Origin of the sequence: Burkholderia sp. Tr-20355, from assembly GCF_017104685.1 — a bacterium.
Lineage (GTDB): Bacteria > Pseudomonadota > Gammaproteobacteria > Burkholderiales > Burkholderiaceae > Burkholderia > Burkholderia seminalis.
Genome location: NZ_JAAGPK010000057.1, coordinates 19746 through 33049, shown reverse-complemented (window position 1 = coordinate 33049; position 13304 = coordinate 19746). Strand labels below are relative to the sequence as shown.

The following is a 13304-nucleotide window of genomic DNA, read 5'->3' as shown; positions in this document are numbered from 1 at the left end:
GTTCAGAACTTCTGCTGGATGCCGGCCATCACGCCGAGCTGGTTCATTCCGGTACCGACCGTCCCGCCGGCGGCGACCGCGTTCGCGGCCAGCGCGCTGTTGAACATGTAGCCCACCGACGTATAGACGGTCGTCCGCTTCGACAGGAAATAGTTCGCGCGGCCGACGAGCAGCGTCGCATTCGTGCCGCCTTCGCTGTTTTCGCGGCGTTGCAGGTAGCGTACGCCCTGGAGATCGAGCGCGAGGTAGGGCGTCGCGTAATACGTCCCGCCGGCGAACACGATATCGGCCTGCAGGTGCTCGGCCGCCGCGAGGTTGCGGCGAATCCACCCGGCGCCCAGTTTCGCGGGGCCGATCTTCACGTAGCCGGCGACGATGTCGCGCGTGTCGGTGTACGCCGGATTGCTCAGCGGCGCGAGTGCGCCGCCGCCGCCGCGCATCACGTCGTGCGATGCGGCGAGCCCGAAATGGCTCGCGTCGTACGCGAGCATCGCCGTGTATTGGCGGCAGGCGACGATGTCGCCGGGCACCTGCCCGGCGCAGCCTGTCGCCGACGGCCCTGCCGGCCCGGCCGCGTCGCGGCCGAAGCTGTAGGTGGCGCCGAGCGTCACGCCGTGGAACGTGCCCTTGTAGCCGATCGCATTGTCGCTGCGCGCGTTCGGCAGATAGGAGTCGAAATCCGCCATGGAGTGAATCGACGGGCCGATCACGTCGGCATTGGTCAGCACGATCATCGACATGTTCATCTGGCGGCCAAGCGTCAGCGCGCCGAACGGACCGCTCACGCCGACGTTCGCCTGTCGCCCGAACAGGCGCCCGCCGTAATTCAGCGCGCCGGTGCCGGGCTGGAAGCCGTTCTCGAGCACGAAGAAGGCCTGGTAGCCGCCGCCGAGATCCTCGGTGCCTCTCAGCCCCCACCGTGACGGCACCTCGCCGGTCAGCGTCGGCATGCCCGTGAACGATCCGCCGCGCGCGGCGTTGTTGTAGTAGGACACACCGGTATCGATGATCCCGTACAGCGTGACGCTGCTTTGCGCGCAGGCCGGCCCGGCCAGCGCCATCACCGTCGCGAGTGCGACGCCCAGTTTCGTTTTCATGGCTGTCTCCAAAAAGTATGTAGATATGCTTATCGATTTTTTGAGTGCCCCGGGCGTGTCCGGGAGGCCGACGGGTATCGGCAGGACTGCGGGCGTTCCGTGTTACGACAGCGCCGGGTCGCGTTGCCGGCGCGGTGCCGCGGCGCGCGTGCCCGCCACAGCGACGGCGATCGCCGCGCCGGCCATCGGTACGAGGAACGCGAGGTAGAGATGGGAGACGGACCAGCCGTCGTCCAGCAGCGCACCGACGGTCATCGGCGACAGGATCGCGCCGAGGCGGCCGATGCCGACCGCGAGGCCGATGCCGGTCGTGCGGATTTCCGCGGGGTACGGCGTCGGCGACAGCGCATACATGCCGGCCACGCACGCATTGATCACGGCGCCGAGGAACACCGCGACGATCATCCCGATGCCGAGCGAGCCGGTGTTCGCGCCGAACACGACCATCAGCGCGCCGCCGAGCAGCAGGGTCGCGGCGAGCAGGTTGCGCAGGCCGAACCTTGTCGACAGCAGGCTGAAGAGCGACGCGCCCGCAATGCCGCCGAGGTTGAGCAGGACGCCGCCGGTGACGCCCTGCGATGTCGACAGCCCGGCCTGGACCAGCAGCTTCGGCGTCCAGCTCACGACGAAGTAGAAGCTGCCCATCACGAGGAAGAACGCGATCCACAACGCGATCGTGCGGCGCGCGAGCGGTGCGCGCAGCACGGCGGTCCAGCCCGACGCGGGGCTTGCCGTGTCGATGGACGAGGGCGGCAGCGCGGCGATCGGTGAGCGCTTCATTCGCGCGAGGATGCGGTTGATTTTCCGCAGCGCGTCGTCCGGACGCCGTGCCAGCAGGAAGTCGAGCGATTCCGGCAGCATCGCGAGCACCATCGGGATCGCCAGCAAGGTCAGGATGCCGCCGCACGCGAACACGCTGCGCCATCCCCACGTCGACAGCAGGTAGCCGGCGACGACGCCGCCGGCGGTGGCGCCGATCGCATAACCGGTCGACTGCATGCCGATCGCGGCGCTGCGCCACTTGTTCGACGCATACTCGCCGCTGATGACGGTCAGGCTCGCCAGCATGCCGCCGATGCCGAGCCCCGTGTACGCGCGCGCGACGGCGAGCTGCAGCGTGCTGTGGGTGGCCGCGCAGGCGAGCATCCCGGTCGAGATCACCGTGAGGCAGAGCAGGATGATGCGGCGGCGGCCGACGCGGTCGGCCAACGGCGCGATCAGCACCGAGCCGATTCCCATGCCGGCCAGCCCGGCACTCAGCAGCAGGCCGATTTCCTTGCCGCTCAGTTTCCATTCGGCCGCCAGATGCGGTGCGGCAAACGCGATGGCCAGCACATCGAAGCCATCGAGCATGTTCAGCACGACGCAGGCCGTGACCGCCATCGTCTGGAACACGCTCATCGGGGATTCGTCGATCGTATTGCGGATACTTGCGCTCACGTCAAAGATCCTTGAAAAATAGTATGACTAATTAAATGGGATGAAATCGAAACCGGCGGCAACGAATGGGACGAAAGCGAATGCCTGGGCGGACGAGCCTTCCGGCGAACGCCCGTTGTGTCCGGCAGGCGTGATTCGCGCGCCGGCGCGACGCTTACGCGGGTTCCGGTTGCAGCAGCCGCTCGATCACGCGCCGCGCGCGATTGGGGCCCGCGTCGACATGAATGTCGATCTGGCGGCTGCCCGGAAAGCGCAGCTGATTCCGGTATTGCGCTTCGATCACGGTCTTGTCTTCGTCGAACGTCGCCGCGGACTGCTCGATGACCGTTTGCGCGACGCGCTCCACGTCGTGTTGCGGGTTGGTCGCGACGGTCCAGAAGTAGTGCGTCGTCGTTTCCGTCTCGGGCGTGATGCCATGGAAGCCGCGCATGTGAAAGCCGCCGCGCGCCGGATCGTGCAGGTCGCCGGTGCCGGCGTCCATCGCGCCGGTCCAGATCCGGATGTGCGACACGTGGAACTCGATTTCCTGCCAGCGATCGACGCGGCCCGCGAACGGCCAGGCGGCGGTGTAGGTCGGCGGCGGGTCGGAGTCCGGCATCCGGCGAACCAGCGTAACCGTGTCGCCGTCGCTGCTGACGCGGGTTTCCGCGCCCATGTGCAGCGACGCGTTGCCGCCGATCGTTTTCAGATGGACATAGCCGAGGTGGCTCAGGTCCATCAGGTTGTCGTGAATCAGTTGATACGGCGCATCGTAATGGTAGTTGCCGCCGCCGAACCGGTATTGCGGATCCGCGTGGAACGCGTAGCGCGGCGGCGCGCCGGCCGGTTTCGCGTGCGCGTCGGCGCCGATCCAGATCCACACGATCGCATCCTGCTCCTGCACCGGATACGACGACACGCACGCTTTCGCCGGAACCCGGTCCTGGCCGGGGATCTCGATGCATGCACCGCCGCGGTCGAACAGCAGGCCGTGATAGCCGCAGCGCAGGCCGCGTGCTTCGAGCGAGCCGCACGACAGCGGCAGCGACTTGTGGCAGCAGCGATCCTCCAGCGCGCCGACTTCCCCGGACGGCAACCGGAACAGGACGACCGCACGGCCGAGCAGCGTGCGGGCAACGGGTTGGTCCGTCAGTTCGGACGACAGCGCGGCGACCCACCATCGGTCGAGCGGGAAGGGCGTGGTAGTGACCGGTGGCCGGGCACGTTGCTCCATGGATCGTCTCCAGTATTGTGGTTGGCCGCCGCGGATCGGGCGGTCCGTCTACAGATCGAGTACCAGCAGGTCGCTTCGCGATCGCGAACAGCACGGCATGAACTGGTCGCCGGCCGCCTGTTCCTCTTCGGTCAGATACGAGTCGCGATGATCGGGCTCGCCTTGCAGCACGCGCGTCACGCAGGTGCCGCATACGCCTTGCTCGCACGACGTCAGCACGTCGACGCCGTTCGCCACCAGCGCCGCGACGACCGTGCATTCGGCCGGCACGTCGATCACCTGGCCGCTGCTCGCGATCCGGACCTGGAACGCGCGGTCCGCACCGGACGACGCAACCGCGCCGCCGAAGAACTCGTAGTGCAGCCGCGCTTCGTCCCAGTGGCGCGCGCGCGCGGCGTTCAGTACCGCGTCCATGAAGCCGCGCGGGCCGCACACATACAGGTGGGTGCCTTCCGGCGCGGCGGCAAGCACGGTGGCCAGATCGAAGCGTTGCGCGGGGTCGCCGTCGTCGACGTGGAAGCGGGTGCGATCGTGAAACCCGGCTGCGTGGATTCGCGCGACGAACGCCATGCGATCGGTCGAACGCGCGCAGTAGTGCATGTCGAACGGCTGGCCCGACGAGAACAACCGTTCCGCCATGCTGAGGATCGGCGTGACGCCGATCCCGCCCGCGAGCAGCAGGTGGTGCGGCGCGTCGGGCGCGAGCGGAAACTGATTGCGCGGCACGCCGATCCGTACGATATCGCCTTGGCGGACTGCGTCGTGAATGGCGCGCGACCCGCCGCGCCCGTCGGCGTCGCGCAGCACGGCGATCTGATAGCGATCACCGTGCTCCGGGTGGTTGCACAGCGAATACTGGCGCACGAGGCCGCCCGGCAGATGCACGTCGATATGGGCGCCGGCGTCGAAGCGGGGCAGCGGCGCACCGTCGTCGCTGACGAATTCGAAGCCGCAGATGTCGCGCGCTTCCTGCCACTTGCGCGCGACGCGCACCGTCAGGGTCGCGGCGCTCATGACGCCGCCTTGACGGGCGCGACCGGGATCACGGGCCGCTGCGGGGTCGACGCGTTCTCGTCGGCGAGCAGCCGCTCGATCACCTTGCGCGACATTACGCCGCCGGCGTCGATGTTGAGCTTGAGCAGCTTGCGATCGGGCCACTTCTCCAGGTTGCGCTGCTGGCGCTCGAGCATCTCGAGATCCTCGGCGAAGATCTTGCCCTGGCCTTCGCGGATCTCGGCGGTCAGCGCGGGGTCGTCGGGCCGGAAGTTGCGCGCCATGCCCCAGAAGTACCAGATCGACGTGTCCGTCTCGGGCGTGATGAAGTCGACCACGATCGACGACGCCTTCAGGTCGGCCGGCGCGTCGTAGCCGCCGTGGCCCGCATGCGCGACGCCGACTTCGATCATCACGTGGCTCGGCGGCGAGAAGCGGCAGATCTGCCAGCGGTCGACCGGCACGTCGTCGGCCAACCCGTTGCCGCGCAATGCCATCCGCCAGAACGGCGGCGGCATCACGTTCTCCATGAAGCGGCTCGTGACGACTTCGTCGCCGTGGCTGGTCGTCTTCGGCGGCGCTTCGTCGATTTCCTTCTGGCCGATGCTCGTCGCATGCACGTAGGTTTCGTGCGTGAGGTCCATCAGGTTGTCGATCATCAGCCGGTAGTCGCAACGGATGTGATACAGGCCGCCGCCGTGGGCCCAGGCCGGATCCTCGGCCCACGCCAGCGCGGGCAGCTTGGCCGGATCGGCCGCCGCCGCATCGCCCGGCCAGACCCAGATGAAGCCGTACCGCTCGACCGCCGGAAAGCTGCGAATCGGCGGGAAGCCGCCGACGCGCTGGCCCGGCATGCCGGCCGCCTTGCCGTTACAGCCCATTTCCAGCCCGTGATAGCCGCACACGAGCACCCCGTCGCGCACGAAACCCAGCGACAACGGCGCGCCGCGGTGCGGGCAGAAATCCTCGAGCGCGGCGACCTGGCCGTCCGCCGCGCGGTAAAACACCATCGACTCGTTGCAGATCGTGCGGCCCAGCGGCTTGCCGTCGATTTCATCGGGCGTGCACGCCACGTACCAAGCATTCTTGAGAAACACGTTCGTCGTCTCCTTCAGGTCGATGCCGCCGGTACGCGGCATCTCTTCATTCCGTGTACTGAATGAGATTCAGTGTACTCATCGAGCTTGGCTGGAGCAAGGCGGGCGGTATACTGGTTTTCCCGGGAAATGGCGCGAGGCAGCGCCATGCCGTCGGCGCGCGCAACCGGCGCGCGTCGCCTATGTCATCGACTCATTCATGGAAAAAACGAATCCCGCCGTCGCGCCGGCTTTCCCGCTCGATCTGTACGACGAACCCGGGCACCTGATCCGGCGCGCACACCAGATCGCGGTTGCGATGTTCTACGAGAAGCTGGGCCGGGACGTGACGCCGGTGCAGTACGCGGTGCTGCGGATGCTCTACGAGAGCCCGGGGCTCGATCAGGTGACGCTCGCGCAGCGGGTGGCGCTCGATACGTCGACGACCGCGGATCTCGCGGTCCGGCTCGAAGCGAAAGGATTGATCGTGCGCGAAGTGCTGCCGCGACGTCAGCGCCGCCTGTTGCTGACGCCGGCGGGCGTCGAACTGCTCACGCACCTGATTCCGTCGGTGAAGGAGCTGCGGGCCGGCCTGTTCGACGGAATGGGAGAGGACGATTCGCAGGAACTGATGCGCCTGTTGCGCAAATTCGTCCATTTGAACAACGAGCAAAGCCGCGCGCCGCTGCGCGTCGGCGAGGAGTCGTAGCGGCGCCGAGCTCGCCCGGCAGCGCGCGGCACCGGGGGTGGCGGGCGCGCCGCCCGCCGCGCGTCACGCGCGCGCGTTTTCGTCTTCCAGCCGCCGCACGGCTTCCGCGACTTCATTCCTGAAACGCACGAGCGCCGCCTGTTCCGGCGCCGGCGGCTGCATGGCGGCCCACAGCATGTCGATCAGCTGCGCGGCCGTCGTTTCCGTATCGAGCTTGCGGTGCCCGAGGATCGCATCCCACAGCACGTGCTCCATCGGCCCGAACACCATCGAACGCAACAGGCTCAGCGGCAGGTCCGCACGCACCTGCCCGGCCGCCTGGCCGCGCGCGAGCACGTCCATCAGCGGCGCCGTGTAGCGGCGTTGCAGTGCGGTCAGCTCGTCGCTCAGCGCATGCTGCTTCGCGCGGCCTTCCGACAGCACCAGTGCGCACAGCCCCGTGCCGTTCACCAGCATCAGCCGCAGGTGGGTGCGCACGATGAACGCGAACTGCTGCTGCACCGATGCATCCCGCGGCATGCCGTGCTCGAACGCCGCGATGATTTCGTCGTACCAGTCCGCGATCACGCGCGCGCACAGCTCGCGCTTGCCGCGGAAGTAGCTGAACACCGTCGCCTCCGACACGCCGACGCGCTGCGCGATCTCGGCGGCCGTCGCATGCTCGTAACCTTTTTCGGCGAACACTTCACGGCCGGCGCGCAGAATGTCCTGCACGCGCTGCTGGGATTTGCGCCCGGCGGGCGCGCGCGGCGCGTCGGCGCGATCGGCTTTGGCGGTGTCGGTCATGGTGTCGGCGGGAGCGGCTGTCATGTCCACATGATATCTGAGTGTCACTCAAAAAACTATTGACGCCGAACCCGGCGAGGCGCGAAACTGTGCAAAATTTCCGCTTTATTGGTTAATGAATTGGTGCATTCATTCGATTTGAGTGAAACTCAGAAATAGATGAGTGCGACACACTTTCTGGAGACGGAGGAGACATGATCAACCTGCCCGGCGTGCAATTCATGCTCGGTGAAGACATCGAGATGCTGCGCGACGCCGTCGCGACGTTTGCGGCGAAGGAAATCACGCCGCGCGCGGCGGAGGTCGACCGCACCGACCAGTTTCCGATGGATCTGTGGAAGAAGTTCGGCGATCTCGGCGTGCTCGGCATGACGGTCGCCGAGGAATACGGCGGCGCGAACATGGGCTACACCGCGCACATGGTCGCGATGGAGGAGATCTCGCGCGCCTCGGCGTCGATCGGCCTGTCGTACGGCGCGCACTCGAACCTGTGCGTGAACCAGATCCACCGCAACGGCACCGAAGCGCAGAAGCGGAAATACCTGCCGAAGCTCGTGTCGGGCGAACACATCGGCGCGCTCGCGATGAGCGAGCCGAACGCCGGTTCCGACGTCGTCAGCATGAAGCTGCGTGCCGACAAGCGCGGCGATCGTTACGTGCTGAACGGCACGAAGATGTGGATCACCAACGGCCCGGATTGCGACACGCTCGTCGTTTACGCGAAGACGGACGTCGAAGCCCACTCGCGCGGCATCACCGCGTTCATCGTCGAGAAGGGGATGAAGGGCTTCTCGGTCGCGCAGAAGCTCGACAAGCTCGGCATGCGCGGCTCGCACACGGGCGAGCTGGTGTTCCAGGACGTCGAGGTGCCGGAAGAGAACATCCTCGGCCAGTTGAACGGCGGCGTGAAGGTGCTGATGAGCGGTCTCGACTACGAGCGCGCGGTGCTGTCGGGCGGCCCCACGGGCATCATGGCCGCGTGCCTCGACGCCGTGGTGCCGTACATCCACGACCGCAAGCAGTTCGGCCAGTCGATCGGCGAATTCCAGCTGATCCAGGGCAAGGTCGCCGACATGTACACCACGTTCCAGGCGTGCCGCGCGTACCTGTACGCGGTCGGCCGCCATCTCGACTCGGCGGGCAGCGACCATATCCGCCAGGTGCGCAAGGATTGCGCGGGCGTGATCCTCTACACGGCCGAGAAGGCGACGTGGATGGCCGGCGAGGCGATCCAGATCCTCGGCGGCAACGGCTACATCAACGAATATCCGGTCGGCCGCCTGTGGCGCGATGCGAAGCTGTACGAGATCGGCGCCGGCACGAGCGAGATCCGCCGGATGCTGATCGGCCGCGAGCTGTTCGCGGAAACGATGTAACGCCCCACGTCACGCGAACGGAGCCTCGTCGATGCCGATCATCGAATCGAAACTGAACCCGCGTTCGGAAGACTTCCGCGCGAATGCCGCCGCGCTCGAGGCGGTCGTCGCCGACCTGCGCGCGAAGATCGAACAGCTCGCGCAGGGCGGCGGCCAGGCCGCACGCGACAAGCACCTGTCGCGCGGCAAGCTGCTGCCGCGCGATCGCATCGCGCAACTGCTCGATCCGGGCGCGCCGTTCCTCGAGCTGTCGCAGCTCGCGGCGAACGGCATGTACAACGACGACGCGCCGGGCGCGGGCGTCATCACCGGGATCGGCCGCATCGCCGGCCGCGAATGCGTGATCGTGTGCAACGACGCGACGGTCAAGGGCGGCACCTACTACCCGATCACCGTGAAGAAGCACGTGCGCGCGCAGGAAATCGCCGCGGAAAACCGGCTGCCGTGCGTCTACCTCGTCGATTCGGGCGGCGCGAACCTGCCGAACCAGGACGACGTGTTTCCCGATCGCGACCACTTCGGCCGCATCTTCTTCAACCAGGCGACGATGTCGGCGGCAGGGATCGCGCAGATCGCCGTCGTGATGGGCTCGTGCACGGCCGGCGGCGCCTACGTGCCGGCGATGAGCGACGAGTCGATCATCGTGAAGGACCAGGGCACGATTTTCCTCGGTGGCCCGCCGCTGGTGAAGGCCGCGACGGGCGAGGAAGTGAGCGCCGAGGATCTCGGCGGCGGCGACGTGCACACGCGCCTGTCGGGCGTGGCCGATCATCTCGCGCAGAACGACGCGCATGCGCTGTCGATCGCGCGCAACATCGTCGATCATCTCGCGCCGAAGATCGCGTCGCCGGTGGCGCTGCGCGAGCCGAAGCCGCCGCGCTACGATGCGAAGAGCCTGTACGGCGTGATCCCCGTCGATACGCGCAAGCCGTTCGACGTGCGCGAGGTGATCGCGCGCATCGTCGACGATTCGGAATTCGACGAATTCAAGGCGCGCTACGGCACGACGCTCGTCACGGGCTTCGCGCACATCTGGGGCCATCCGGTCGGGATCGTCGCGAACAACGGCATCCTGTTCTCCGAATCGGCAGTGAAGGGCGCGCATTTCATCGAGCTGTGCTGCCAGCGCAAGATCCCGCTCGTGTTCCTGCAGAACATCACGGGCTTCATGGTCGGGCGCAAGTACGAGAACGAAGGCATCGCGCGGCATGGCGCGAAGATGGTGACGGCCGTGTCGAACGCGAAGGTGCCGAAGTTCACGGTGATCATCGGCGGCTCGTTCGGCGCCGGCAACTACGGGATGTGCGGTCGCGCATTCGGCCCGCGGTTCCTGTGGATGTGGCCGAATGCGCGCATCTCGGTGATGGGCGGCGAGCAGGCCGCGTCGGTGCTCGCGACGGTGCGTCGCGACGGCATCGAGGCGAAGGGCGGTTCGTGGTCGAGCGACGAAGAGGAAGCGTTCAAGCAGCCGATCCGCGACCAGTACGAGCGCCAGGGCCATCCGTATTACGCGAGCGCGCGGCTGTGGGACGACGGCGTGATCGACCCGGCGCAGACGCGCGACGTGCTCGGCCTCGGCCTGGCCGCATCGATGAACGCGCCGATCGAAGACACGCGCTTCGGCGTGTTCCGCATGTAACGCCCGGGAGGACCGACCGATGCGATACGAAACGATCAAGGTAAGCGAAGCCGGCCGCGTGGCAACCGTCACGCTCGCACGCCCCGACGTGCGCAACGCGTTCAACGAGACGACGATCGCCGAGCTGACCACCGCGTTCGAATGGCTCGATGCGCACGAAGGCGTGCGCGCGATCGTGCTCGCGGCGGAAGGCGCCGCGTTCTGCGCGGGCGCGGACCTGAACTGGATGAAGAAGATGGCCGGTTACTCGGACGACGAGAACCGTGCCGATGCGCGCAAGCTCGCGCGGATGCTCGAGGCGATCCATCGCTGCGGCAAGCCGGTGATCGCGCGCGTGCACGGCGACGCCTATGCGGGCGGCGTGGGCCTCGTCGCGGCGGCCGACATCGCGATCGCCGCCGACGGCGTGAAGTTCTGCCTGTCGGAAGCGCGGCTCGGGCTGATCCCCGCGACGATCGCGCCGTACGTCGTGCGGGCGATGGGCGAGCGCGCGGCGCGCCGTTATTTCACGACGGCCGAGGTGTTCGACAGCGCGCGGGCCGCGTCGCTCGGCTTCATTCACGACGCGGTAACGGCCGATGCGCTCGACGAAACGGTCGCGAAGCTGGCCGCGACGCTCGTCGCGAACGGTCCCGACGCGGTGAAGGCGTGCAAGCGGCTCGTCGCCGACGTGGCCGGCCGCCCGCTCGATGCGACGCTGATCGAGCAGACCGCCGACTGGATCGCGCGGACCCGTGCCGGCGCGGAAGCGCGCGAAGGGATCGCGTCCTTCCTCGAAAAGCGCACGCCGTCGTGGCGTGAATGATCGCGTGACCCCCACTCTCCGGACGACATCGAAGCCATGTTCGACAAGATTCTGATCGCCAACCGCGGCGAAATCGCGTGCCGCGTCGCCGCGACGTGCAAACGTCTCGGGATCGCGAGCGTCGCCGTCTATTCCGACGCGGACGCGAACGCGAAACACGTGGCCGCGTGCGACGAAGCCGTGCACATCGGCGGATCGGCAGCGGCAGACAGCTACCTGCGCATCGAGCGCATCATCGAAGCCGCGCGCGCGACCGGCGCGCAGGCGATTCACCCCGGCTACGGTTTTCTGTCGGAGAACGAAGATTTCGCGCACGCGTGCGAAGCGGCCGGCATCGTGTTCATCGGGCCGCCGGTCGACGCGATCGCGGCGATGGGGTCGAAGGCCGCCGCGAAGGCGCTGATGCATGCGGCTGCCGTGCCGCTCGTGCCCGGCTATCACGGCGACGACCAGGATGCCGGCAACCTGCATCGCGAAGCCGACGAAATCGGCTATCCGGTGCTGCTGAAGGCGAGCGCGGGCGGCGGCGGCAAGGGGATGCGCGTGGTCGAGCGCTCCGACGATTTCCCGGCGGCGCTCGCGTCGTGCCAGCGCGAGGCCGCGAGCAGCTTCGGCAACGACCGCGTGCTGATCGAGAAATACCTGACGCGCCCGCGTCACGTCGAAGTGCAGGTGTTCGGCGACACGCTCGGCAATACCGTGTACCTGTTCGACCGCGACTGCTCGGTGCAGCGCCGTCACCAGAAGGTGCTCGAGGAAGCGCCGGCGCCGGGCCTGCCCGACGACGTGCGCCGCGCGATGGGCGAAGCGGCCGTCGCGGCGGCGCGCGCGGTCGGCTACGTCGGCGCGGGCACCGTCGAATTCATCATGACGGGCGACGCGTTCTACTTCATGGAAATGAACACGCGCCTGCAGGTCGAGCATCCGGTCACCGAAATGGTCACGGGGCTCGATCTCGTCGAATGGCAATTGCGCGTCGCGTCCGGCGAGCCGCTGCCGCTGCAGCAGGACGATCTGCGCGTGCGGGGCCATGCGCTCGAGGCGCGTCTTTATGCGGAGAATCCGGCGCGCGGGTTCCTGCCGTCGACGGGCACGCTCAAGCACCTGCGGCTGCCGGCCGGCGTCGAGTTCGACATCGGTGCGGCGGTGCGCGTCGACAGCGGCGTGCGCGAAGGCGATGCGATCACGCCGTTCTACGATCCGATGATCGCGAAGCTGATCGTTCACGGCGCGGACCGTGCGGAAGCGCTGGGCCTGATGCTGCGTGCACTGCGTGCGTGCGAGGTGGTCGGCCTGCATACGAACGCCGCGTTCCTGCAGCGGATCGTCGCGTGCGAACCGTTCGCGACGGCCGATCTCGACACGGGGCTGATCGAGCGCAACCACGATGCGCTGTTCGCGCCGCAACAGCCGCCGCGCGCGGCGCTTGCACTTGCGTGCGCGGCATTGCTCGCGCGCGAACGCGGCGCGGCCGCGCAAGGTGCGTCGCCGTGGGGCGCCTTGCCGGACTGGCGGCTGAACGGCGGCTATCGCCGCACGCTCGAATGGCATGCGGCCGATCGCGAAGCGGACGTGACGGTCACCTACGAGGACGACGGCGCCGGCGCGCGACTCGCGACCGGCGATGACGCCGCGCAACCGTTCGCATGGACGCGCGGCGCCACGCCGCTCGATTTCGACGTGATACTCGGTGGCGTGCGCGGCAGCGGCCGCGTGTATGCGGACGGCGACACGTTCCATGTGTTCACGCAGGGCACCTCGGAGACGTTCGAATGGCGCAACCTGCTCGCGCATGCGGGCGATGCGGAGCAGGGCGGCGGACGTTTGACCGCGCCGATGCCGGGCAAGGTGATCGCGGTGCTGGTCGAACCGGGCCAGAAGGTCGAAGCCGGTACGCCGCTGATCGTGATGGAAGCGATGAAGATGGAACACACGATCGGCGCGCCGAGCGCGGGCGTCGTCGCGGAAGTGCTGTACGGTGTCGGCGACCAGGTCGCGGATGGCGCGCAGTTGCTGATGATGGCGGAGGGCTGACGCCAGTCTGCACGCCGTGTGCAAGCCGGCTGCGCTGCGGCCGGCCCGCACAAGAATGCTTCTCGAATCACGGTGCGCGCGCCGTTTAGGCCGCGCCGCCCCGATGTCGTCGGCCCGCGAAGCCGTACGTTCAGGC

General features: G+C 67.7%; 11 protein-coding genes. 5 read left to right on the top strand and 6 right to left on the bottom strand.

Annotation, left to right across the window (positions count from 1 at the left end):
- Positions 1-2: 2 nt before the first annotated feature.
- The 5 genes from G3N62_RS17045 to G3N62_RS17025 all read right to left on the bottom strand — a co-directional run bounded on the left by G3N62_RS17045 (position 3) and on the right by G3N62_RS17025 (position 5840).
- The gene (locus G3N62_RS17045) at positions 3-1097 is read right to left on the bottom strand and encodes a porin (RefSeq protein ID WP_049028219.1); all 1095 of its coding nucleotides are present in this window, start codon (positions 1095-1097) and stop codon (positions 3-5) included.
- Positions 1098-1199: 102 nt separating this feature from the next.
- Positions 1200-2537: an MFS transporter gene (locus tag G3N62_RS17040; protein WP_049028220.1), complete on the bottom strand. Its 1338-nt coding sequence runs from the start codon at positions 2535-2537 to the stop codon at positions 1200-1202.
- Between the two features lie 154 nt (positions 2538-2691).
- The gene (locus tag G3N62_RS17035; protein WP_124671057.1) at positions 2692-3750 is read right to left on the bottom strand and encodes an aromatic ring-hydroxylating dioxygenase subunit alpha; all 1059 of its coding nucleotides are present in this window, start codon (positions 3748-3750) and stop codon (positions 2692-2694) included.
- A 48-nt stretch (positions 3751-3798) separates the two neighbouring features.
- Positions 3799-4764 (bottom strand): PDR/VanB family oxidoreductase, encoded by a 966-nt coding sequence (locus G3N62_RS17030; RefSeq protein ID WP_124671056.1) that lies wholly within the window; start codon positions 4762-4764, stop codon positions 3799-3801.
- Complete coding sequence (locus tag G3N62_RS17025) at positions 4761-5840, bottom strand: aromatic ring-hydroxylating dioxygenase subunit alpha (protein WP_069706728.1); 1080 nt, start codon at positions 5838-5840, stop codon at positions 4761-4763. The genes G3N62_RS17030 and G3N62_RS17025 overlap by 4 nt, the downstream gene beginning before the upstream one ends.
- A gap of 199 nt (positions 5841-6039) precedes the next feature.
- Here G3N62_RS17025 and G3N62_RS17020 point away from each other — a divergent pair, with 199 nt between their 5' ends.
- Positions 6040-6528, top strand: a complete 489-nt coding sequence (locus G3N62_RS17020; protein ID WP_034190580.1) for a MarR family winged helix-turn-helix transcriptional regulator — start codon at positions 6040-6042, stop codon at positions 6526-6528.
- A 63-nt stretch (positions 6529-6591) separates the two neighbouring features.
- Here the strand turns inward: G3N62_RS17020 and G3N62_RS17015 are convergent, their stop codons facing one another.
- On the bottom strand, positions 6592-7338 hold the full coding sequence (locus tag G3N62_RS17015) for a TetR/AcrR family transcriptional regulator (protein WP_034190579.1): 747 nt from the start codon (positions 7336-7338) through the stop codon (positions 6592-6594).
- Positions 7339-7508: 170 nt separating this feature from the next.
- Between G3N62_RS17015 and G3N62_RS17010 the strand changes: the two genes are divergently transcribed.
- From G3N62_RS17010 to G3N62_RS16995, 4 genes are read left to right on the top strand one after another with little or no spacing between them, the layout of a single operon-like run.
- Positions 7509-8690 (top strand): isovaleryl-CoA dehydrogenase, encoded by a 1182-nt coding sequence (locus G3N62_RS17010; RefSeq protein WP_034190578.1) that lies wholly within the window; start codon positions 7509-7511, stop codon positions 8688-8690.
- A gap of 31 nt (positions 8691-8721) precedes the next feature.
- Complete coding sequence (locus G3N62_RS17005; RefSeq protein WP_034190577.1) at positions 8722-10329, top strand: carboxyl transferase domain-containing protein; 1608 nt, start codon at positions 8722-8724, stop codon at positions 10327-10329.
- A gap of 19 nt (positions 10330-10348) precedes the next feature.
- Positions 10349-11134, top strand: coding sequence for an enoyl-CoA hydratase/isomerase family protein (locus G3N62_RS17000; protein WP_124671055.1), 786 nt, complete (start codon positions 10349-10351; stop codon positions 11132-11134).
- 36 nt (positions 11135-11170) lie between these two features.
- Positions 11171-13168 carry an acetyl/propionyl/methylcrotonyl-CoA carboxylase subunit alpha gene (locus G3N62_RS16995; protein WP_124609979.1) on the top strand — a complete coding sequence of 666 codons (1998 nt, stop codon included), beginning with the start codon at positions 11171-11173 and terminating at the stop codon, positions 13166-13168.
- The last annotated feature ends 136 nt before the right edge of the window (positions 13169-13304 follow it).

What these genes read in the sequence shown, in the direction of transcription:
- G3N62_RS17045 (WP_049028219.1), bottom strand. Translation starts at nt 1,097, where the DNA reads ATGAAAACGAAACTGGGCGTCGCACTCGCGACGGTGATGGCGCTGGCC.
- G3N62_RS17035 (WP_124671057.1), bottom strand. Translation starts at nt 3,750, where the DNA reads ATGGAGCAACGTGCCCGGCCACCGGTCACTACCACGCCCTTCCCGCTC.
- G3N62_RS17030 (WP_124671056.1), bottom strand. Translation starts at nt 4,764, where the DNA reads ATGAGCGCCGCGACCCTGACGGTGCGCGTCGCGCGCAAGTGGCAGGAA.
- G3N62_RS17020 (WP_034190580.1), top strand. Translation starts at nt 6,040, where the DNA reads ATGGAAAAAACGAATCCCGCCGTCGCGCCGGCTTTCCCGCTCGATCTG.
- G3N62_RS17015 (WP_034190579.1), bottom strand. Translation starts at nt 7,338, where the DNA reads ATGACAGCCGCTCCCGCCGACACCATGACCGACACCGCCAAAGCCGAT.
- G3N62_RS17010 (WP_034190578.1), top strand. Translation starts at nt 7,509, where the DNA reads ATGATCAACCTGCCCGGCGTGCAATTCATGCTCGGTGAAGACATCGAG.
- G3N62_RS17005 (WP_034190577.1), top strand. Translation starts at nt 8,722, where the DNA reads ATGCCGATCATCGAATCGAAACTGAACCCGCGTTCGGAAGACTTCCGC.
- G3N62_RS17000 (WP_124671055.1), top strand. Translation starts at nt 10,349, where the DNA reads ATGCGATACGAAACGATCAAGGTAAGCGAAGCCGGCCGCGTGGCAACC.
- G3N62_RS16995 (WP_124609979.1), top strand. Translation starts at nt 11,171, where the DNA reads ATGTTCGACAAGATTCTGATCGCCAACCGCGGCGAAATCGCGTGCCGC.